This is a genomic window from uncultured Paraglaciecola sp. (assembly GCF_943787955.1).
Lineage (GTDB): Bacteria > Pseudomonadota > Gammaproteobacteria > Enterobacterales > Alteromonadaceae > Paraglaciecola.
Window position 1 is genome coordinate 398,747 of record NZ_CALSOK010000010.1, and the last position, 19,913, is coordinate 418,659.

Sequence of the window (19,913 nt, forward strand, 5' to 3'; positions counted from 1 at the left end):
CATAACTTTCATTGCACAGTATTAAAAGATTATTGAATAAACATCACTGACTGTCGTTGGTCTATTTTAAAGTCAAATTCTCGCAGAAAATTCATGCCTAATAGCCCGTCGGCATTATTAATGCTTTGCATGGGTAATATCACCACAGGTAAGTTTTGAACTGTGACATGGTTGATGGTTAACTCCTGAAATTGATACATACTCGCCTTAATATTGCCAGCTGCGGTGCCAATACTAAAACGCCCCAGGTAATTGGTTTTGTATCGGTTACTTAAATTATCAAAATATTGTTTTGATATAGCGGTGACAGACGCACCAGTATCAATTAATAGTGCTACTGGGTTGCTGCTCAGTGTAGCCGCAACTACATATTGATTGCCAAATTGTTTAAGTGAGACAGGGCGCCCTAGGTTGGTGTTTGTTTCCTCTACATCTAATTTATCAACTTTATCATTCGCGGGTAATATTTGTTGCGCTACCATGATGTTTCTAATGTTTTGTGCATCAGGGTCGTTAAAATCTAGGGAAGCCAGCACATTTTCCATCAAGCCTTCTTGAAAAAGTTCCGCATAAGCCCTAGCAAGGGACAAGGTGTAAAGTCTGTTGTTCGGCTCAAGTTGTAACAGCGGCTCCACAAACATCGCTAAAATATCCCACGAATAGTTGCGCCTTAACTGCTCAATGGTGTTTTGGCTTAGCTGTTGGATTTGTTGTTCAATCTCACTTTGCTGTGCGGCTGTCATAGGGTTTCTTAATAAGTCGTAATAATGAGCGATGGCATCACTTAACAAAGTGGTTTCCACCTTCAATTTTGCTTCTAACAATAAAAAGTCCATGTCTTGTGGGTATTGTTTCAAATAACCTTGCAAAAATGTGCCCAGCCTTAAGAAACTATTCTGTTGTAACCACAAGTTTGCCTGTTCCAGTAGCGCGACTCTGTTACTCAAAAGCTGATTCAATGGTGTGTTAGGTCTTGGATTGTTTACGAGCATAGTCGGTGGTGCTTGGCTTGGCGTATCCGCCGGTGGCTCACTGAACTTAAAGTTTAATAATGGTTCAGATGCTGAAATGTGTTTGACCTTGGCATGCTTGTCATCAGATAGGGCGAATTCATTTTGCTGGGGTGTGGTAAATAATAAATAAACATTAAACACTACAGAGACGCCAAGCAATAACAGTAATAGGCGATTCCACTGGTTCATTCTTTGGCTGCTTTTGACTGAAAGGGGAGGGAGGCTGGCCCATAAATATCGGTAAACTCTTTTGGCATACGTTTAGGTTTACCCGTTGAAAGAGCTATGCACACAAACTCGGTGCGTGCCGTTAATAGCGTGAGCTGATCGCTGCGGCGAATAAACTGAAATTGCCGCGCCAGCTTTAGCTTATTGTCACAGCGTACTATCCAGGTGGCACAATCAATCAAATCATTGACATAGGCTGCGGCTAAATAATCGATTTCGTGTCGAACAATCGCCATACCACTGTCTAAAGTTTGATATTGCTCAATAGTCAAACCCAAATGCTTGGAGTGTGTCCATGAAGTCACTTCCAGTTGACTGACGTAGGCCACGTTATTGGCATGTTGATAATGATCAATTTGCTCAGGTGTGACCTGCCAAGTGCATAAAAAGGGGGTGGGGAAAAGCCAAGTCATAAATTAACTATACATCTGGCAATGGATTTGGAGAATTTGAATTGATGAGTTGTTGCATAATCTGATGTTCTTTATTTACTACAGGTATAATGAAATCTTCCACCTTGCCAAGGTTTTTAAAGGCTTTAAAGCCTTTTGCTAGGAATTCATGTAAAGCTAAAACACCTGCTATTTTTGCCGGTTTTCGGGAGATAAATAATAAGCTTGAAATGCCTTTCATTTTGACTACCTCAGCTAAGTCGTTTCCCAAAGTACGGATATAGTCAATTTGTTGTTGTCTTTTGGCAAGGTTGTCGCAACTGATATAAGCCTTGGCATAACTATCACGATTAATCTCGGTGCCCACTAACTGTTTGGCTAGACTAAAGTCTAGCTCAAAAGATAAGGTGTTTAAGTGCAACGCCGAGGCCAATGAATGGAGTGCCTTCTCAGGTAGAAATTTTGACATTTTAGGCACAATACGGGCGATATCCTGATCGCGCTGGCTAAAATCATTGGGCCCATAGAGTTCGTTGATAAAAAATTCTACCGCGGGTTTAAAACGTTTTTGTTGGTACATCTGCTGATGACTGGCTAACAAACGTTTGCACTGCCACACTTGCACCGCCCTAATGGCAGGATTTAACCCCGCTTTGTCTGCAATTTCTTGCATGGTGCTAATACCATGTAAATGGTGGATTATTTGCTTGGTGCTGTCACTCATTATAAAAGATGCTCCATATAACATGCTAAATAGATGGGGCTCATTTTTTTAATTTAAACTGACCAAACACGCTGGCGTCTATCCAACCACGATTAGTGTCACCGTTCAGCGGTTCGATTTTATGCGAACCCATAAAATGCTCTCGAATGGCACTGCCGTCGTTATCACAATAGGCCAGCATAAAGCCGATAGTTTGCTCGGGTTTTAATATTATGGGGGCTAAAGGTTGCTTGTCGCTATAGGTATTGGGAAACAGTTTGATGGCGGCTTCCCAGATGATTGCGTTAGGTGTTTTATTCTCGCGCTGCCAACGACTGATCACATGGCCATTATATAAATGCGCGTTCGTATCATCACCAATATCTACGGTTTGGTTGTCTAAGGCGATATGGTAAGCGAATGCGCTGTGATTATATTGATGGTTACCACCAGATGCATCGCTATCAACGAATACTTCTAGACAGTCATCGTCCCAATACTTGACGGTAGGATCTGCGGTTTTGTCAAACAATATATCATCAGTAATCTGTGCTTGTAGGTACAAATACTGGTTATCCCATAACAACTTATAACGTCCAGAAAAGTCTGTTTCTTTTGGTTGCGATCCGGCCATCAAGTAAGCCATGGGTTGCCATTGGGTATTATCCCATGTCTGCTCAGCGGCACCGTCTATTATAATAGGAGTGGCAGTATGTTTTATTTCGGTGGCGCTAATTTGTGCGCAAACGCACACACTGCTAAATAGAAACCTTCGTAACAAAGTACTCTCCTTGGGTAAAATTCGTTTATAGCTTGGCGTAATTTTTTAGCGAAAACAATAGGTGAAATCAAACACCGAGGCTAAATATTCGACTAATGTTGGACTAGGGCTACACCTACACCCTTTTTATGTATGCTTTTTATGTATAGAATGCCACCCATATGAATATAAACACTGCTTTATCTCTTAAACAAACTCTCTGCTCGCAGTCTTCAGACGGGGCAATATTGCACAACTTTCAGGATCTTATTGTGTTATTTAATGCCACTTTTACAGAGACTGAAAATACGGTTTTGGTAAAAGGAGATCACGAGCCTATCTATATCCCCGCGCAACGTTCACAACACCATCAGATAGTGTTTGCCCACGGCTACTTTGCCAGTGCATTGCATGAAATAGCTCACTGGTGTATTGCAGGTAAACAAAGACGTTTGTTAGAAGATTATGGTTATTGGTATAGCCCTGATGGTAGAGATATGCAACAGCAAGTTGAATTTGAAAAGGTAGAAGTGAAACCCCAGGCAATCGAGTGGGCCTTCTCTTGTGTGGCAGGCAAACCCTTTACAGTCAGTACTGATAATTTAAAGGGGGCAGCTGCTGATATTCAAGGTTTCCAAAATGCGGTAAAACGACAAATCATGTTGTACCTAGAGTATGGTTTTCCAACTCGTGCCGCAGAGTTTATGGGGGTGTTGCAAAAGTTTTATCAGACAGACGACCTGCAATGGGAGATGTTCGATGTTGAATCAGCCTAAACTTCACAGACTATTTAAGTTAGGTTTGTTAGTCAATCCTTATGCTGGCATTGGTGGGGCCTTAGCATTAAAAGGTAGCGATGGTGTTGAAATCCGCGAAAAAGCCTTATCCATGGGAGCAGAAAAAAAAGCCCTAGATAAAACCCGCTTAGCCCTTGCGCATATTGTAACTATTCAAGACCAAGTGCAGCTCTATGTTGCATCAGGCGATATGGGTGAAACCCTGGCTAAGGATATGGGCTTTCATTATACCCTGGTCTATCAGCCTGAAAACTTACAAACAGAAGGCCAAGATACTGAAGCCACAGCAAAAGCGTTGCTTGCTCATCAGGTCGATTTGATTTTATTTGCTGGTGGTGATGGCACGGCTCGTAATGTCTGTCATGTAGTGGGTAGTTCAGTCCCTGTTTTAGGTGTACCTGCAGGCTGTAAAATTCACTCAGCTGTTTATGCTATTACTCCAGCGGCCGCCGGTAGAGTATTAAAGCAAGTGATAAAGGGTGAAATAGTCAGTGTCAGTGATGCCGAGGTCATGGATATTGATGAAGCGTTGTTTAGAAACGGTAAGGTTAATGCCCGTCAATTTGGTGAAATGCAGGTTCCGACTGAACTGAGATATATTCAAGCCGTTAAGATGGGTGGTAAAGAGTCTGATGAACTGGTCTTGGCGGATATCGCTGCGCATATCATTGAGATCATCGAGGATAACCCTGAGCATCTATTTGTCATGGGGTCAGGCTCAACCGTTGAGTTTGTAATGCAAGAGCTGGGCATTAAAAACACCTTGTTAGGTGTTGATGTGATTAAACATAAAAAATTGCTGGCCAGTGATGTGACTGCCAGTGAATTAATAGCGCTAACGACTCATCAAAACTGCAAATTGGTGCTGACCTTGATTGGTGGTCAAGGACATATAATAGGCCGCGGAAACCAGCAATTGAGTGCGGATTTTTTAACGTCTATAGAAAAAGATAACATCTTGTTGGTAGCGACCAAGAGCAAGCTGTCTAATTTGTCTGGACGCCCATTGATTGTTGATTCAGGCGATACAAAGTTAGATATACAGCTGTCAGGATTAATCAGTATCATCACCGGTTATCACGACCAAGTGTTATACCCCATAGCCAATTTACATTTATCCATTAAGGACACAGTTTGACATCATCCAAGCAGCAACAAAATGAGCTTACTGCCTTTATTCATAAAACTGAATGTTACTTAGACCAAGTAGTGCAGCATGGCAACGATCAAGAGTTGTTTATTGCCAGTTATTTGCAGGGGCACTTTGCTGTTGAGGCGGGGCAAAGCCAAGTGCAACAAATGACACAGGTTAAACAATTAGCTGCGCTGATGGAGATCAGTTTAACCGCTGCTTTTAGTCACCAAGAACTCACTACTGATGATCAGCAACAAGTGTTAAGTTTATGGCAGACATTGCAATCGGGTTAGGTCAGTCTCGCTAAGGGAATACCTATCATCAAGTTGCGTAGGCTTTTCAGCCCTGTCTGCGGATAAGCCCCCTGACTAAAAAGCGATTGGGGTTTAAAGCATCCAACAAGTTGCTCGACAACGGCAACGGCTCGTTTACTATTTGACTGACTAATATTTGTGCACATAGAGGCGCAGTGGTTAATCCTCTTGAGCCTAAACCACATAACATAAATAAGTTAGTGTGATTACTAGGTGCGGGGTAATGTTTGGCAGGCAAAGCCTTATATAAGTCATGATATTGTTCTAATTGTATAGTGGTATCCGGCACCGCACCCACCATGGGTAGATGGTCTGGGGTACTGCATCTTATGGCTGCGCGGCCATTTTTTGTGGGGCGTATGCCATTAATCCAGTCACATTTTGTTAGTGCTTGTTGATGTATCGTTAGGTTAGTGTGCTGTTCAGATAGTCGATAATCACAGTTTCTATCCTCTTTGACATAGGTTGACCCCATGGCGTGAGAGCCTTGCCATTGGGGGGTTAAATATCCTTTATGGCATAACACTGTGGCTAGATTAGCTAGCTCGTTTTGACTGCTTATTGCTTCTACCTGGCCTCTGACCAAGCGAAATGGCAGTTGAGACATCTGCTGACAATCGGCGCTATCGCTGCCAGTTGCCATGATCACAATATCTGCATCAGATTCACTACCATCTTGCCAATTTAGCTGCCATGCGTCATTGATATGTGCCAAGGAAGTTAGTTGTTGATTAACGATGACGCTTGAGTCGGCTGCTTTGACAAGCCCTGCGACTAACTCAGGCAGATTAATCCATCCTCCTTGTGGAATATATAAACCCGGATAGGGTAGATCCACCTTGGCAATGTTTGTCGCTTGTTGTGCGTCAATCCAATGTATTAAAGCCTCTGGCCATGTCTTGTTTTCTACTAATTTGCGATAACGAGCAGCCACCTTGTCATTAAAAGCGACCTGAAAAGTCCCGCACCACTGATGACTGTATTGAATACCTTGATTGAGTAACTCTCGATATAGCTTGCTCGCATAATTGAATGACAAGGCATGGATTTGACTGGCGTGCCCTGCTTGAGCATTAAGTTGTGGGTAAAATCCACCTTGGGCATTACCTGAAGCGCCTGCGGCTAACGCATTGTCTTGGCAATAAAGTGTGGCTTGTAATCCCCTTTGACTCAGTGCATAAGCACAATTGGCTGCTGCTAGCCCCCCCCCAATGATGGCAATCTTGGGTGTTTTGTTAATTGGCTTTTGCTGAATGCTTGCGGGTATGCGCGCAAAGTAGGGTAATCGACTTGGATTATTGGCTGGTTTATCAATTATTCCCACCAACATATCTTTTTTGCGACCATGGGCGGGTTGTTTCTGTACCTTAAACCCGGCTTCTCTTAAGCCACGTTTGACATGACCTGCTGCGGTGAATGTGGCAAGATGGCATTGATCTTTAGCCAGTAATGCCATGTGCTCAAATAACCCTTGGGTCCACATGTCTGGATTTTTACTGGGCGCAAAGCCATCAAGAAACCAAGTATCGATTAAACCTTGAGGTGTGTTTTCAATCTTAGGTAAAACGTCATGCACATCCCCTAACCACAAGTCTAAAATAACCTTACCCCCAAGAAACGTCAGGCGGTGACATCCAGCTACAGGTATTGGGTATTGCTCGAGCAAAGCGTGAGAGTATGCCTTTAACTCTGGGTAAAGGGACAAAGCTTTGGCTAAATCATTATGGCTTATAGGAAATTTTTCTATTGAAATGAAATGTAATCTAAACAGTGGGCTGTTGCTTTGTTGTCTAAATTTTTCGAAGTGCAGCATAGTCACTAATAGATTAAGGCCAGTACCAAAGCCCGTTTCAGCTATAACAAACAGCTGTTCTTGCCATTTTTTCCAACGGGCTAGCAGGTTACTATGCTTAATAAATACATGGGTTGTTTCATCGATGCCTTGTGCATCAGAAAAGTACAGATCTTCAAACTGTGTGGCATAAGGGGTGCCATTTTCATTGAATCGAATGTTGGCGTTGGCAATAGTCAAATTAAGTCAGCTCTGGATAGTTATGTATAAAGATCGGTGAATATTATACAGATTAAGGTATGCGTTATGTCATAACAATCACAGTAATCATTTGCATGGCTTTGATTTTCAAATTAAGCTAACACGTGTACGCTCAAAGCAGACCAGTTGGCTGAGTAAATTCATTAGAATATGGGCAAAATTTTTTCTGAAGGGTTAATCATGAGAAGAGCGGTAATAACTGGACTGGGCATAGTATCCAGTATTGGTAACAATAAAGATGAAGTCACAACCTCTCTTAGAGAAGGTCGTTCGGGTATTACTTTTTCCGAAGAATTTGAACAAGCGGGTATGCGCAGCCAAGTTTGGGGTAAAGTGAATATTGATATTAAAGAGCACATTGATCGTAAAATATTACGTTTTATGGGCGAAGCGGCTGGTTATGCTTATATTGCGATGCAACAAGCGATTAAAGATTCAGGCTTGAGCGATGACATGGTTTCAAACGTAAGAACAGGTATCATTGCCGGTTCCGGTGGCGCATCGTCTAAAAACCAAGTTGAGGCTATCGATATTTTGCGCGAAAAAGGTGTCAAGCGCATTGGGCCATATATGGTGACTCGCTGCATGGGTAGTACCGTATCAGCCTGTTTGGCGACACCCTTTAAGATTAAAGGTGTGAACTATTCTATTAGTTCAGCCTGTTCAACCAGTGCCCACTGTATTGGTAACGCGTTAGAACAAATCCAATTAGGCAAACAAGATATTATTTTTGCAGGCGGTGGTGAAGAATTACATTATACCCTTTCAGCAGAGTTCGATGCTATGGGCGCCATGTCAACTAAGTACAACGACGACCCAACCAAGGCCTCTCGTACCTATGATGCAGACCGCGATGGTTTTGTTGGCGCAGGTGGTGGTGGAATGGTGGTGGTGGAAGAGCTTGAACACGCACTGGCTCGCGGTGCCAAAATTTATGCTGAGATTGTAGGTTATGGTGCCACATCAGACGGCGCAGATATGGTAGCTCCGTCAGGTGAAGGGGCCGTTCGTTGTATGCAACAAGCCATGCAAGGTCTAGATAAACCCATTGATTACATCAATACCCATGGCACCTCTACTCCTGTGGGTGACGTAAAAGAGCTTTGGGCTATTCGTGAAGTCTTTGGGGATACCACGCCTCCACTGAGCGCCACTAAAGCTATGACGGGTCATGCACTTGGTGCTGCTGGAGTAAATGAAGCGATTTACAGTATTTTGATGATGGAAAACGATTTCATCGCCCCATCAATTAATATTGAAAACCTAGACGTGTTAGCAAAAGGCATGGACGTCGTCACTGAAACTCGTGAAGGCGCATTGACCACAGTGATGTCTAACAGTTTTGGTTTTGGCGGCACTAACGCCACTTTAGTGATGCAGAAGTATCAGGGGTGATTTACAGCCTGAAACCTTAAACGCTGGGTTTACCCAGTTTAAATAATTGAAAAGCCGCTCGCAAAATGAGCGACTTTTTATTTTCTTCGCTCAGTTAAAAAGTACAATACATTAGCAGCTGTGCTGCTTTTATCATCAGTCAAAATTTATTTAATAAACTTAACTTGCGTAGTCGAGCCATAGCGGTTATCTTGCCGCTCGAATCGGACGCGGGATGGAGCAGTCTGGTAGCTCGTCGGGCTCATAACCCGAAGGTCGTAGGTTCAAATCCTGCTCCCGCAACCAACCGATTATTCAAGAGTATTCTCTTCAATAGTATTCTAATATTTCAAAGACTACTCAAAACACAATCGCCCACAAGCTCGCTCTTTTGTATCCACGAAAGGTCGAAGGTTCACATCCTGCTCCCGCTACCAACCCATTCTTCATTAGTATTCTCTTCAATAGATTTCAAATGTTTCAAAGACGACTCAAAGCACAATCCCTCTTGTTCTTATAACTCTTGTTTGGGCAATACCCATTGATTATTCTGGTCTTTTGTAAATTGCGTTTTCTGCTCGACCATGGATAAATCTAATCCAAGATAATAGTCAGGATTATCGCCAATCCATTTTAGGTTTTTGTCATCATCACTAAAGGTCACTTTTAGCAGAAATAACGTTTTGGCACTCTCACCCTTGTAAAGCTCATTGGCGTAATAAGGGATAAGTGACAATTTAGAAAAATGGATGTAGCCCTCTTTGGCAAAGTTCAAAGGTGTATAAATATTATCTTTGGTTAGGGTCGCTAATTCTTGCTGGCTCACAATGTGATATAAAGTGGTGCCAGCCAAGCTTGCAGTGCTCACCACAAAACTTAAAAGTAAACACCCTCCTGCTAACAAACGCTTTAGATTTGCAGGCAAGTTAAAATAACTCTTATTATTATGCATATCATTCACCATCAATTATGTCAGACACAGATAAAAATGTACCGTCGCTGGCCCTTGCAACAGTATGTACTTGCATCACTGCAGACGGGGATATCCCCCCTAAAATATGCGGAAAAAGCTCGCTGTCAGTACCTGGAAAATCAGGTTGTTTGTCACCTACAGGCTCAGTGCCTTCAAATATGGTTTTTACGCCGGTGGCTTGTAACGTGTCAACTGACATTCTCAGGCATAACCAATCCCCGACTACATCTTTATAAAAATGGTTACCGATAATCAGTAAAAAATCTGGGTTAGCCGTGGCGTGAGTGAATTTGTCTTGGGTGTAAGTGGGAGGGTAATAAGTGCTCTTGTTTGCTAGCGTTTTTTCCCATAACTCTTTTTGGACAAGGTGAAATATATATGGATATTTTGAGGTGTACTCGCTTGTTGCATTCTCTTTTGCCACCAAAATGGAAGATTGAAATAACATCGTAAAAATAAATACCAATGTGCTGTTTAACATAATTTTTCTCATGCTTTTTTTACTGCTCTGTGGTTCAACAATCAATGTAAAATATATACATAAAAACCTAATGTCAAAATTTACTTTATGAAGTGTTTGACATGCTTTTTTTTGGTGCAGCACACCTGTAAAAAGACGCGAATGCACCAAAGAAATATTATTTTGACTCTTTGTGGTGCGCGGTGTCTGTCTCAAAAAAGGGCGCCAATTTATATTGAGGAGTATTTATTTGTTTTCGAGCAACTTTCTTACTTCTCTATTTTTTGGTTATCATTATGATAGCTCTCGGCTACATTGCTACTCCCCTTAGACCTGGTCAATAAAAACATTCACAACATTGACCTATTTAGGCAGGCGCACCATGATGTGAGATGGCCGCTGACCTCGAACAGGCTAGCCTTATAATTTGAAGAGCAACCGCTCTGTATCTGTTAGAGTTTCATGCATTTTTAATGTTGACATCTATAATTTCATTCCTTTGTTGTGAACGGTATTTTACAATGGCTTTGCCGATCAGTGTTTAACGCTAAAAGCAGATGCAAAAAGACGCTTTTTATTTTGTTCGTGTGGCAGACTATGGTGGCGAATTTTCTTATTTAAGTTGTAAATGAAAGCTGTAACTTTTTTTAAAACTGTGTGTTTTTTGTTATTTCTTGCCCTTGTTACCCCCATTCATAGGTTGGCTGCACAATCCATTAATCTACCCAAGGTTATGCCGTCCTCATCTGGCATATGCCATGACTCAAGCAGTGGGTCATTCAATAGGACCAAACATTATAAGCCATTCAATACCCTTACTAATTGTATAATGGCTGGTGGGCGTTTACCCAATGCGAGCACAAAGCAGATAGCTGTTGCCACAGATGAAGCTATTGGGCAAAGCAGGCCTTATGCCGGGCTTTACGATAGAGGTGAGTGGCCCCATTGGTTAGACAACGATAAAGATTGCCAGAATACCCGCCATGAGTTACTGATAAAAACATCAACCAAGCCGGTTTCTTTTAGGTCAGCTAGGCAATGCCAAGTACTGGCAGGGCAGTGGTATGATCCTTATTCTAATATCACCTTCACAATATCTAAAGACTTAGATCTTGATCATATCGTCCCACTTAAGTTTGCTCATGGTCATGGGGCCAATAAATGGAGCAGGGCACGAAAAGCGTTATTTGCCAATGATACTGATAATTTGATATTGGCTCATGCGACTTTAAATCGGCAAAAAGGTGCGAAAGGTATCCATGACTGGCTTCCTCCAAACCATCTGTATAGATGCCAGTATGTAATGCATTTTAACCGCATCATGTCCAAATATGATTTGGCATACACCCCCTCAGAACAGCTAATGGTTAACAGACTAGTTAAGGCGTGTGATAAGTATGTAGTACAGGTATTTTAAGACTGCAGCGCAGCTAAAACCGTTATAAAATATCTATCATGAGAAGCTTGCAACTGATCAACAGATACGTTCTTAACTTTTCTTTTTAGAATAGTCATTTGATATGTGAACAACAAGGGTTGGTGTAGTTGAGTGCCATATGCAGCTTGGCCGAACTCCTAGAAAGGAGCTATTACCGACACTCGAACGATATGAAGGTCTATCTTTTCAACACACGAAACAGATTGAGATAGGCGTTATTACTGTCTAAACCTTCGGATCCTGTGCCGTTAAGATAGTGAATCATTGGACTTAGCCAGGATATAAATATAAGCCATAAAAAAGGGCCTGTTGGCCCCTTTGTATTATTTAAGTATTATCTCCCTCATCCTATATTCACCGGTAAGCGTTCTTACCTCAGGATATTTAGCCGATATTTGGTTACTTTGCTTGCGAGCTTCCTCACTCCATTTTTTCATAAATGCGGTGTATTTTTTCTTGCTTGGCTCTAAATCCGCAGCACTTTCAAACATGACCATTAAGATCATATTAAATTCGCCGCTCTGGGGTAAATCACTGGCCAATATTTTCCAATCTTTAATTGTCCCTAGTTCTTTTTGCAAATTCACTGCTTTTACCCAACTATTGCGTAAACCAGCCAAGTAAATATCTTCCATATTTGCGTCAATCTTTACCGTAGTCATGACTGTGATTTCTGTACCCAAATCATAGTCTTGGTAAATCTCGAGTCTGTCCTGTGCAAACGCTGTAAAACTGAACGCGGTGAGTAATAATGTTACTAATACATTTTTCATTTTTTATGTCCTTTAGATTTTAATGAATTATTTTTTAGATTTAAACCCTTACCTAAATCACTCGAATTTTATTCAAATTCAGTATTACATTCACATAGATACACGATAACTGTCAACTGGTTGTTGTCATCACTTATAAAGCCTGCTTAAGTATAAACGCGAATTAACAGCGAATAGGAAAATTAACAGAACCGTCAAGCGGCGAATAAAGATTTGGCTTTAGGAAGTGAACGATTTGTTGAAGAAATTGAAGCCCTTACACAAAAAAAGTGGAAGGAAGGGAAGCAGGGCCAGCCAGTTGGATGACGAAAAAATCAATCTGCTTAATTCGGATCTTGCCCCCTTTTATCTATTGATTTTTAGCAAAGATGTTCGGCTGTAAATTACCATTACAGCCCACAATAATTTATTGCAATCGTTACAGTACTACCTTTAATTTTATCAATGATGATAGAGGTAGTGTTGATGCTTTTATGACGATGATGGAAGTCAACTATGACTTCTTAAATACCCTTTGATTATTGAAGCACTGCGTCCAAATAAGTGCTAGACAGCACAAATGTAGAAGCATGAGCGGTTAACGCTTACTTGTCCTTGCTGCTCACGAGTAAATCTTTAGCCTGGTTTATTTTTGTTGCCAGATAATTGCTTCCACCCTTATCGGGGTGGAGCTTCAACATCAGTTTGCGGTGGGCGGCAATAATCTCTGCCTCCGTTGCGTTATTATCAAGACCCAGCACTGCATAAGCTTCAATGATAGTCATCTCAATGCTATCGCTTTCGTGAGAGTGTTGCCCGTTCTTTTGAGAACCCTTTCCTGGATTGGCAGCTTCGCGCCAGTCAGTACCATATTTGCGATCAAGATAGGTAGCCAAAATCTCAATAGAATCAGGATATTGCTTACCCGCTAGGATATACAGAGATATTAAATCTGGCAGCTCAAATTCAGACAGATATTTACCCTCGCTAACCGTGTCCAATAATTCACCCTCTATTTCACCACTTTCATGATCGAGGGTCATTTTGAGTAAACTGGTTTCAACGGTAGAATGCTTGGATGAACCCGCACTGTGTTTAGTTTTAGCTTTCTGGAAAAGACCTTGAAAAAGCGGAAAGTAACGTAAAAAGGGAAACAAGCGCTTAGCCAATACAATCAAACCTGTTCCCAGTGCTGCTAAAATATAAAGTTTCCCAGTAACCGTTAGTAAGATCAGCCCCGAGATAAACGCGAGCACACCGACTTTCGCACCGGCTTTTTTTCTTTGTTCCTGTTTCAGCGTTTGAATATATCCCACTGAGATATAACCGATGATGACAACCGCTATTAAAGCGACAAATACTAACATAGTGTGTTCACTTATTTGAATTACCCGTTAAGCCGCAAAGCCCATCATATTTTCATTTACGGTGTGGTTATTTCCGTGGGAATAATTGGATTATTGGCGGCTATCTAATCATGATTATTTCAGTTGCTGCAATAACCGGCGCACGCTCTTATCCTGACTCAATAAATGACTTTCTAGGGCAGGTTTTCCGCCCGCCGCATACACCGCAACCGCTGCTAACAGCTGACCTAACTGTCTAGCACTGCCTTGGTCAAACTGGCAATGTGCGCCGCCACTCAATGTCGCTAGCTGTGAAAAGATACTGCCAACCTTTGGATTTTTTCCTTCCTGAAAAACAAATAAAGGTAGGTTGAGTATGCCCAACTGCCCTGCTAAGGCGCCAAGTGTATCCGGGTTTTCTTCAACACAGTCACCCACAAATACCAGCGCGTTGACTCTGCTGGTGCGAGTCTCACACAATGCATGCGTGAGTACTTTGGCAATCTGGGTTTGTCCAGCTAGGCATCGCACCGACAGTAAGGCTTGTTTAATGTCATCCGCGCTGCGTGTCCACTGAAGCGCTGTAAAGTCACCCATCCCCCGATAATAACAAAGCTGCACATTCAGTGTACTTACCTTATATGCCTCTACAAACATAGCCGCATGATGTTGACTCGCCATATCCCAGCAGTGCTCACGACTTGCCGTGGCATCCATTGCAAATATTAATCTGCCCTTGCCTACACCAGTGGCCAGCGGTGTGTTTTTGACTTTACCAATAAATGCCTGAACATCTTGGGCGCTCGACCTTTTATCAGGAAGCTTTGAGGTCATGTAATTCCCCTGTTAATGTTAAACCTAAGGTAAAAAAATCCATTCAATAATTGGCTAAAGACTTAATAGGTAATGAATTAGATGACAACATTAATACCACAACACTGATAACACATATAGTAAGTACAGTATGTCTGCTCTGTCGAATATGTTGCCATTAGTATATCAATAAATCTAAAAATTCGATGATTGTTTGAACAAGTGTTGACGTTTTATGGATAGGGATACGAATAGGTATAGCAAGTAATTCGGAATTAGAACACCTTGCGTTTAATCGGGTAAGGAGTTGTCACTAAAATACGGTGATCCAATCTCTCATCTGATTTCTATTTTTCAACGAACCTGACCCTGTGACCCTGCAGGTTGAGACTACCTTTAGCACAACAGACTAGCGGTATAAGCTAATTAAGAACGTAATTTGTGCTGAAAATCAGCATGAAGAGATAGGTAATACGTTGACATCACGGGTGCGTCCATATCTGTCTTTATAATTCCAAACTGACTGGTGGATAATATTCCACTCCAAGTGTAATTCCATTTCTACTCGGTTAGTGTATGATTTTAGTTAGAGGGGTTAGGTCTTGTATTTTGCACAAAGTTGAAGACCTGACCCTGAGATACAGTGGAAGTGAATTAAATATAACAACAAAAGGACTATTACAATGAGCTGGAGTAACAACAATCGCGCGCACACAAGCTTGTGGTTTTTTGAAAAATGGCATTTGGGTCAAAAAAGCTCACCTTTTCACCCTTCTGGAGAATGGTCAACAAGGTTTTTAATTAAATCTGCTTCGGGTGAAAGTGTCGAAATGACTAACAATAAAGCGCTTGCACATGCTCAATTGGTCGACGATGCAATGACCAGTTTATACCGAGCCAAGTATGAAGAGGGTATTTCCCAGCAAAATGCGATAGACAGCATATATGCAGTATTAAAGGATCCTGAGAAGCTACTAAAAGACTTGGGTGACCCGGTTGATGAGGCATATCATTTTCTTGGGGAAACATAATCATGAAGTTAATCTGCGCATTAACTTTAGTACCCGCCTTTTCTGCAGTAGCTCAACCTAATATCTTTAGCGACATCTTAGAGCAAAATTTGCAGCAACATTCAGCGACAATATGCGATAAATTTTCGGCTCTACCGCCGGAAAGTTGTACTGCTCTTGTTAAGGCTGCCGCAGAATCGGCATCATGGGATAAAGTAGATAAAAATGCCCTTAAAGAAGGCTTAAAGGAAGGTTTTGCCCAACCACAATTCTTAAACTCAGCCTTAAATAAAGCCTTTGGAGAGACACCTCCTATCGGTCTTAAGTTCAAGTCATTGGACGTGGAAGACGGCGACAATGTACTCGCCGTTACTTTTGAGTATGCCCACAGTATTAATAAGAAGAGAATCGAATCGAAAAATGGTTGGAATCGCAGTATTGCCACCGATTTTAAGGCAACGGGCACCCTGACTCAAGACGCCGCCAAAAACCCCCACAACTTCATTGAGGCTAAACTTACCCTTAACGGCAACTGGTTCACTGATATTCCTGAGCACGGCGAGGAGTTTGCGAAGGCTCTATCTGATTTGAGTTTGGCTGCGGCTCAATGTGGAGGTGGAGTGACTGAATTAACTCCAGAAAACTGTAAGGCTAATGAGAAAGGGCTCAATTATTTGGCCAGTACCAGCGAGTTTTTAAACTCTTATCAAAATTACCAGCTCGGTGTCGACCTTGGTTATGAAGCCGATCAAGAATTTAAAGCGACGCAAACTAAAGTCAGTGCCTTTGTTTTTGCCCAATATGAAGACTGGGGCGACAACTCCTGGTTAGGCGCATTAAGTGTGACACCCGCCGTTCGTTTGGGCGTAGATACCATTGACCCGAATAATAAAACACCGCGAGCACTGGCCGGCGATAATACCAGTTATTATCGCTTTTCAGGTGAAGTCTCACTATGGGCTCCGTTAACAGAAATTAGCGGCACACCCATCGTATTTACCTTCAACTATCGTTATTACAAAGAGCTCAGCCCTTCCGAAATAGTAAAAAATGGCAACTTAGATAGCTACCAATTCAAGACTTACAGTCTTAGTGGTACCAATGGTTTATTCGTTAGTTACTCGTCTGGGCGCTTGCCTTTTGACCGACAGACCAACAATGTTGTTGAATTAGGGTGGCAAACTCACTTTTAATTGCGTGGTTTACCTTGCACGTTTTTTTAGGTTACAGGGGAATGGATTAGACAAGGCGGTTTCTACTAAGTAAATGTGATGTGCATTGGATGATAAATTAATAAAAGGGGGCAGATCCAGATTAAAGGCTTAACTTAATTGAATCTCATCAACTAAGTTATTCTTATGCTGAGGAAGCCAAGAGTCTCACTGGTTGGCGTGCCAGAACATGTTATTCGACGGGGTAACAGCCGGCAAGTGATCTTTACTGGTGATATGAAAGCCTATGTCACATGGTTGAGGAGTATGCTGATAAATTCTACGTCGCTATTCATGCTTGGGTCTTGATGACTAATCAGGTTACTCAAACACCCACCGTAATTTTTGTTTAACGAGCATGTGAAAGGACAATTACTGGACGATATCCGCCAATCGGTAAATAAAGGTTTGGTTTTCGGAAGTAAACGTTTTGTTGAAGGGGGTGGAGACCTTACAGAAAAAAGCTAAAGGAAGGGAGCAGGGGCTGGCCAGTCGGATGGAAAAAAGAAGAAAAATTTTATTAATTTAGATCTGATCCGATTTATTCCTAACAAAAGAAGAGACAGACAAACCCGTTGATTTGTTTAGGGCTAATCCGCTCTTCATGCATTCGTTGGTTGGCTAATTTTCAGAGTTAATCTCAAAGCTAGTCAAAGACAGGAACTTCCAGCTCTTACCATCATATACCAGAGTTTCAATCAGGCCTTGTGTCGATCGCTCACGCTTTCCCTCATAGTTATTGCCTACTGAAACCGTGTTATAGTTAACAATTGCGGTACTTCCTACCACTACGATAGATACAGGAAATAATTCATATATAAGGGTTGTGTCAGTTTTTTCGCCAAATCGTGACCATTTAGCCATAGACTCTGCTTCTCTGGGCTGAGGCCATGATTCACCCCAAGCCACTACGTCCTTGTGAACATAATTTGTTGGCCAGTTACCATTTTTAGCAACTTCATCTTCCCAAGATTGTGTAACTACCGACCAAACCGTAGCCTGTTCTTTGTTCCAGTCGGCTGCCATTGCAAAAGTTGTCATGCTGACTAAAGCTACTGCTGCCGCGAGTCGGACTATCATTTTTTTCATGTCATATATCCTTTATGTGTTTTTGTAATTAAGTACCATCAATTGTCAGAATTGCACTCTAGCCTTGCTAGGGATACCTACTTCTGTTGCATAAATGTACGCTGTCATTTTTGATAATGCTATCAATATGTTAACTATTTATTTTTCAATTGCATAATATCAAAATACCGACGGCAAAAAGCTGAAAGAGGCAAACTTGAACTTCCGATTCTGGGTGATAAAAACCTTTACCCACATCAAGGCCCCCATTGTAAAAATCAGTGAAAACACATTTAAATCAATATATTACGCGGATAAATTAGGATAGCAGCCTCGATAACTATTTATTTAAAAAAGAACTTTTCTAATTCCTTAATTTTCATTTTTGGTGGCTAGCCACTGCCTCTACCATATTTAACGTTTCAGCACAAAAAAGCTAATTTTAGGGGCAAATAACAGAGAAGTCATTTGAACGGAAGTTGGAGAGAACACATTTTAGCAACAACGCGGTTGGCGCACATAAACTAAGCCATTTTGTGCGGTTAAAAACTTTAGTAGCGCGCGGGACGCTGTTTGAAATCAGGAATGGATCCCAGTGTGTACGGCACATGCTTTTAATTTCTTGAAGAACACGCGAATTCTCGTTCCAGTTATCGAAATGTCCTATTAACTCAGCAAAAGATTGTTTGTCATCTATACGCTTTAAACGTATATTATATTTATGAAATCAATATTTGTCTAATCAAGTCTTTTTGAAAGGCATCCTACTGAGTATCTATCAAACGATGATTATCAAATATTTCAATGTTCATTGTTAGCAGAACCAAAGAAAGGGGATGCGATACAAGGTGCTGGCGGGTTACGAAAAGTTCGAGTAGCGGCAAAAGGGAAGGGGAAGTGCGGTGGAGCATGAGTGATTTACTACTACTTTGACCAATACAATCGTTTCTATTTGCTGACCATATATGCCAAAAATGAAATATCTGATTTAACAAGTGATCAAAAGAAACAATTGAAAGACTTTATGCAGGTGTGGAAACATGAACAAACGTGATTTATTTGCAGAACTAACAGCTTCTCTTGGTGAGGCAAAAGAGCATAGTGAGGGGAAGTTAACCTTAAAAACGCACGAAGTAGTAATAGCCAATGAATTGATGATTTCACCAAATGAAATTTTGTCTATTCGTGAAAAATTTAATATGTCTCGTGGGGTATTTGCTAATTATCTGCACACATCAGTGCGAACATTAGAAAATTGGGAGCAAGGGCGCAGTGCGCCCAACAGACAAGCAGTAACCTTGTTGAAATTAGTACAATCTCATCCTGAAACCTTATTGCATATTGCTGCGTTGTAATTTCTAACAATCAGGAAATGAACAGGCCAGTTATCATAGAGCCACTTAAGCAAAGTCCTTCAGTCTAGGGACGAACCAACTCCGCCCTTTGTTGCATCGCTTTTAACCTTAAAGCACAGCCTTGGGCATGATCATTCACCATCCCCATTGCTTGCATAAAAGCGTACATAGTAGTGGGGCCAATAAATTTCCAGCCGCGTTTTTTTAAATCTTTAGATAAAACGATGGATTCTTTGCATGTCGCCATAAAATCTGGGGCAATAGTCTCATCACGCGTTGGCTCAAATCGCCAAAAGTAATGAGCTAAAGAACCAAATTCTGTCATCAATTCTTGCGCGCGTTTAGCGTTGTTTATGGTGGCAGTAATTTTACCGCGATGGCGAACTATGCCAGCATCTAGCACTAAACGCTCAACATCATTATCGGTAAAATTAGCCACAAGGTTAAAATCGAAATTTGCAAAAGCGGCTCTGAAATTATCGCGCTTTATCAAAATAGTTAACCAGCTCAGACCAGACTGAAATCCTTCTAAACAGATTTTTTCGAATAGTCGCTGATCATCGGTAACGGGGTAGCCCCACTCATTCTCGTGATACTCAACATACTGAGGCGTTGCCTGACACCAAGCACATCGGACTTTACCATCTTCGGTGATATAGATTTCTGACATAGTTAAATTACACTTATTTGTTTAATAAATTAACTGAACAGCCATAGT

20 protein-coding genes and 1 tRNA gene are annotated in these 19,913 nt (G+C 41.5%); 9 read left to right on the forward strand and 12 right to left on the reverse strand.

Annotated features, from left to right (window positions below):
- Positions 1 to 29: 29 nt before the first annotated feature.
- The 4 genes from Q0Y52_RS09510 to Q0Y52_RS09525 are packed head-to-tail and all read right to left on the reverse strand — an operon-like array spanning position 30 to position 3,117.
- The gene (locus Q0Y52_RS09510; RefSeq protein WP_297820942.1) at positions 30 to 1,202 is read right to left on the reverse strand and encodes a TIGR02281 family clan AA aspartic protease; all 1,173 of its coding nucleotides are present in this window, start codon (positions 1,200 to 1,202) and stop codon (positions 30 to 32) included.
- Complete coding sequence (locus tag Q0Y52_RS09515; RefSeq protein ID WP_297820943.1) at positions 1,199 to 1,654, reverse strand: thioesterase family protein; 456 nt, start codon at positions 1,652 to 1,654, stop codon at positions 1,199 to 1,201. The genes Q0Y52_RS09510 and Q0Y52_RS09515 overlap by 4 nt, the downstream gene beginning before the upstream one ends.
- Before the next feature lie 7 nt (positions 1,655 to 1,661).
- Positions 1,662 to 2,357, reverse strand: coding sequence for a hypothetical protein (locus Q0Y52_RS09520; RefSeq protein WP_297820946.1), 696 nt, complete (start codon positions 2,355 to 2,357; stop codon positions 1,662 to 1,664).
- A 40-nt stretch (positions 2,358 to 2,397) separates the two neighbouring features.
- On the reverse strand, positions 2,398 to 3,117 hold the full coding sequence (locus tag Q0Y52_RS09525) for a CBM9 family sugar-binding protein (protein ID WP_297820948.1): 720 nt from the start codon (positions 3,115 to 3,117) through the stop codon (positions 2,398 to 2,400).
- Positions 3,118 to 3,278: 161 nt separating this feature from the next.
- On the opposite strand from Q0Y52_RS09525, the gene Q0Y52_RS09530 reads away from it, so the two are divergent.
- From Q0Y52_RS09530 to Q0Y52_RS09540, 3 genes are read left to right on the forward strand one after another with little or no spacing between them, the layout of a single operon-like run.
- Positions 3,279 to 3,872 (forward strand): elongation factor P hydroxylase, encoded by a 594-nt coding sequence (locus Q0Y52_RS09530; RefSeq protein ID WP_297820950.1) that lies wholly within the window; start codon positions 3,279 to 3,281, stop codon positions 3,870 to 3,872.
- Entirely contained in the window at positions 3,856 to 5,031 is a 1,176-nt protein-coding gene (locus Q0Y52_RS09535) for an ATP-NAD kinase family protein (RefSeq protein ID WP_297820952.1), read from the forward strand. The genes Q0Y52_RS09530 and Q0Y52_RS09535 overlap by 17 nt, the downstream gene beginning before the upstream one ends.
- Complete coding sequence (locus Q0Y52_RS09540) at positions 5,028 to 5,321, forward strand: YfcL family protein (RefSeq protein WP_297820954.1); 294 nt, start codon at positions 5,028 to 5,030, stop codon at positions 5,319 to 5,321. Before Q0Y52_RS09535 ends, Q0Y52_RS09540 begins: the two co-directional genes overlap by 4 nt.
- A gap of 46 nt (positions 5,322 to 5,367) precedes the next feature.
- Here Q0Y52_RS09540 and mnmC read toward each other — a convergent pair whose 3' ends face one another.
- Positions 5,368 to 7,374: a bifunctional tRNA (5-methylaminomethyl-2-thiouridine)(34)-methyltransferase MnmD/FAD-dependent 5-carboxymethylaminomethyl-2-thiouridine(34) oxidoreductase MnmC gene (gene mnmC / locus Q0Y52_RS09545; RefSeq protein ID WP_297820956.1), complete on the reverse strand. Its 2,007-nt coding sequence runs from the start codon at positions 7,372 to 7,374 to the stop codon at positions 5,368 to 5,370.
- 201 nt (positions 7,375 to 7,575) lie between these two features.
- Here mnmC and fabB point away from each other — a divergent pair, with 201 nt between their 5' ends.
- Entirely contained in the window at positions 7,576 to 8,790 is a 1,215-nt protein-coding gene (fabB, locus tag Q0Y52_RS09550) for a beta-ketoacyl-ACP synthase I (protein ID WP_297820958.1), read from the forward strand.
- 208 nt (positions 8,791 to 8,998) lie between these two features.
- A tRNA-Met gene (locus tag Q0Y52_RS09555) sits at positions 8,999 to 9,075 on the forward strand.
- 208 nt (positions 9,076 to 9,283) lie between these two features.
- Here Q0Y52_RS09555 and Q0Y52_RS09560 read toward each other — a convergent pair.
- Complete coding sequence (locus tag Q0Y52_RS09560; protein WP_297820960.1) at positions 9,284 to 9,721, reverse strand: DUF952 domain-containing protein; 438 nt, start codon at positions 9,719 to 9,721, stop codon at positions 9,284 to 9,286.
- A gap of 1 nt (position 9,722) precedes the next feature.
- Entirely contained in the window at positions 9,723 to 10,223 is a 501-nt protein-coding gene (locus Q0Y52_RS09565; protein ID WP_297820962.1) for a DUF952 domain-containing protein, read from the reverse strand.
- Positions 10,224 to 10,830: 607 nt separating this feature from the next.
- Between Q0Y52_RS09565 and Q0Y52_RS09570 the strand changes: the two genes are divergently transcribed.
- Complete coding sequence (locus Q0Y52_RS09570) at positions 10,831 to 11,619, forward strand: DUF1524 domain-containing protein (protein ID WP_297820964.1); 789 nt, start codon at positions 10,831 to 10,833, stop codon at positions 11,617 to 11,619.
- 344 nt (positions 11,620 to 11,963) lie between these two features.
- Here Q0Y52_RS09570 and Q0Y52_RS09575 read toward each other — a convergent pair whose 3' ends face one another.
- The 3 genes from Q0Y52_RS09575 to Q0Y52_RS09585 form a co-directional block, all read right to left on the reverse strand.
- On the reverse strand, positions 11,964 to 12,413 hold the full coding sequence (locus tag Q0Y52_RS09575) for a hypothetical protein (RefSeq protein WP_297820966.1): 450 nt from the start codon (positions 12,411 to 12,413) through the stop codon (positions 11,964 to 11,966).
- Positions 12,414 to 12,997: 584 nt separating this feature from the next.
- Positions 12,998 to 13,759 carry a DnaJ domain-containing protein gene (locus tag Q0Y52_RS09580; protein ID WP_297820968.1) on the reverse strand — a complete coding sequence of 254 codons (762 nt, stop codon included), beginning with the start codon at positions 13,757 to 13,759 and terminating at the stop codon, positions 12,998 to 13,000.
- Between the two features lie 114 nt (positions 13,760 to 13,873).
- Positions 13,874 to 14,572: a VWA domain-containing protein gene (locus Q0Y52_RS09585; protein ID WP_297820970.1), complete on the reverse strand. Its 699-nt coding sequence runs from the start codon at positions 14,570 to 14,572 to the stop codon at positions 13,874 to 13,876.
- 662 nt (positions 14,573 to 15,234) lie between these two features.
- Between Q0Y52_RS09585 and Q0Y52_RS09590 the strand changes: the two genes are divergently transcribed.
- Positions 15,235 to 15,582, forward strand: a complete 348-nt coding sequence (locus Q0Y52_RS09590; RefSeq protein WP_297820972.1) for a hypothetical protein — start codon at positions 15,235 to 15,237, stop codon at positions 15,580 to 15,582.
- Positions 15,583 to 15,584: 2 nt separating this feature from the next.
- Positions 15,585 to 16,754 (forward strand): hypothetical protein, encoded by a 1,170-nt coding sequence (locus Q0Y52_RS09595; RefSeq protein WP_297820974.1) that lies wholly within the window; start codon positions 15,585 to 15,587, stop codon positions 16,752 to 16,754.
- Between the two features lie 639 nt (positions 16,755 to 17,393).
- On the opposite strand, the gene Q0Y52_RS09600 is transcribed toward Q0Y52_RS09595, so the two are convergent.
- Complete coding sequence (locus Q0Y52_RS09600; RefSeq protein WP_297820976.1) at positions 17,394 to 17,861, reverse strand: nuclear transport factor 2 family protein; 468 nt, start codon at positions 17,859 to 17,861, stop codon at positions 17,394 to 17,396.
- A 1,019-nt stretch (positions 17,862 to 18,880) separates the two neighbouring features.
- Here Q0Y52_RS09600 and Q0Y52_RS09605 point away from each other — a divergent pair.
- On the forward strand, positions 18,881 to 19,195 hold the full coding sequence (locus tag Q0Y52_RS09605) for a type II toxin-antitoxin system MqsA family antitoxin (protein WP_297820978.1): 315 nt from the start codon (positions 18,881 to 18,883) through the stop codon (positions 19,193 to 19,195).
- A gap of 64 nt (positions 19,196 to 19,259) precedes the next feature.
- On the opposite strand, the gene Q0Y52_RS09610 is transcribed toward Q0Y52_RS09605, so the two are convergent.
- Entirely contained in the window at positions 19,260 to 19,865 is a 606-nt protein-coding gene (locus Q0Y52_RS09610) for a DNA-3-methyladenine glycosylase I (RefSeq protein ID WP_297820980.1), read from the reverse strand.
- Positions 19,866 to 19,913 lie beyond the last annotated feature (48 nt).

What these genes read in the sequence shown, in the direction of transcription:
- Q0Y52_RS09515 (WP_297820943.1), bottom strand. Translation starts at nt 1,654, where the DNA reads ATGACTTGGCTTTTCCCCACCCCCTTTTTATGCACTTGGCAGGTCACA.
- Q0Y52_RS09520 (WP_297820946.1), bottom strand. Translation starts at nt 2,357, where the DNA reads ATGAGTGACAGCACCAAGCAAATAATCCACCATTTACATGGTATTAGC.
- Q0Y52_RS09575 (WP_297820966.1), bottom strand. Translation starts at nt 12,413, where the DNA reads ATGAAAAATGTATTAGTAACATTATTACTCACCGCGTTCAGTTTTACA.
- Q0Y52_RS09605 (WP_297820978.1), top strand. Translation starts at nt 18,881, where the DNA reads ATGAACAAACGTGATTTATTTGCAGAACTAACAGCTTCTCTTGGTGAG.
- Q0Y52_RS09535 (WP_297820952.1), top strand. Translation starts at nt 3,856, where the DNA reads ATGTTGAATCAGCCTAAACTTCACAGACTATTTAAGTTAGGTTTGTTA.
- Q0Y52_RS09585 (WP_297820970.1), bottom strand. Translation starts at nt 14,572, where the DNA reads ATGACCTCAAAGCTTCCTGATAAAAGGTCGAGCGCCCAAGATGTTCAG.
- Q0Y52_RS09610 (WP_297820980.1), bottom strand. Translation starts at nt 19,865, where the DNA reads ATGTCAGAAATCTATATCACCGAAGATGGTAAAGTCCGATGTGCTTGG.
- Q0Y52_RS09580 (WP_297820968.1), bottom strand. Translation starts at nt 13,759, where the DNA reads ATGTTAGTATTTGTCGCTTTAATAGCGGTTGTCATCATCGGTTATATC.
- Q0Y52_RS09565 (WP_297820962.1), bottom strand. Translation starts at nt 10,223, where the DNA reads ATGTTAAACAGCACATTGGTATTTATTTTTACGATGTTATTTCAATCT.
- fabB (WP_297820958.1), top strand. Translation starts at nt 7,576, where the DNA reads ATGAGAAGAGCGGTAATAACTGGACTGGGCATAGTATCCAGTATTGGT.
- Q0Y52_RS09595 (WP_297820974.1), top strand. Translation starts at nt 15,585, where the DNA reads ATGAAGTTAATCTGCGCATTAACTTTAGTACCCGCCTTTTCTGCAGTA.
- Q0Y52_RS09530 (WP_297820950.1), top strand. Translation starts at nt 3,279, where the DNA reads ATGAATATAAACACTGCTTTATCTCTTAAACAAACTCTCTGCTCGCAG.
- Q0Y52_RS09600 (WP_297820976.1), bottom strand. Translation starts at nt 17,861, where the DNA reads ATGAAAAAAATGATAGTCCGACTCGCGGCAGCAGTAGCTTTAGTCAGC.
- Q0Y52_RS09510 (WP_297820942.1), bottom strand. Translation starts at nt 1,202, where the DNA reads ATGAACCAGTGGAATCGCCTATTACTGTTATTGCTTGGCGTCTCTGTA.
- Q0Y52_RS09560 (WP_297820960.1), bottom strand. Translation starts at nt 9,721, where the DNA reads ATGCATAATAATAAGAGTTATTTTAACTTGCCTGCAAATCTAAAGCGT.
- Q0Y52_RS09570 (WP_297820964.1), top strand. Translation starts at nt 10,831, where the DNA reads ATGAAAGCTGTAACTTTTTTTAAAACTGTGTGTTTTTTGTTATTTCTT.
- Q0Y52_RS09590 (WP_297820972.1), top strand. Translation starts at nt 15,235, where the DNA reads ATGAGCTGGAGTAACAACAATCGCGCGCACACAAGCTTGTGGTTTTTT.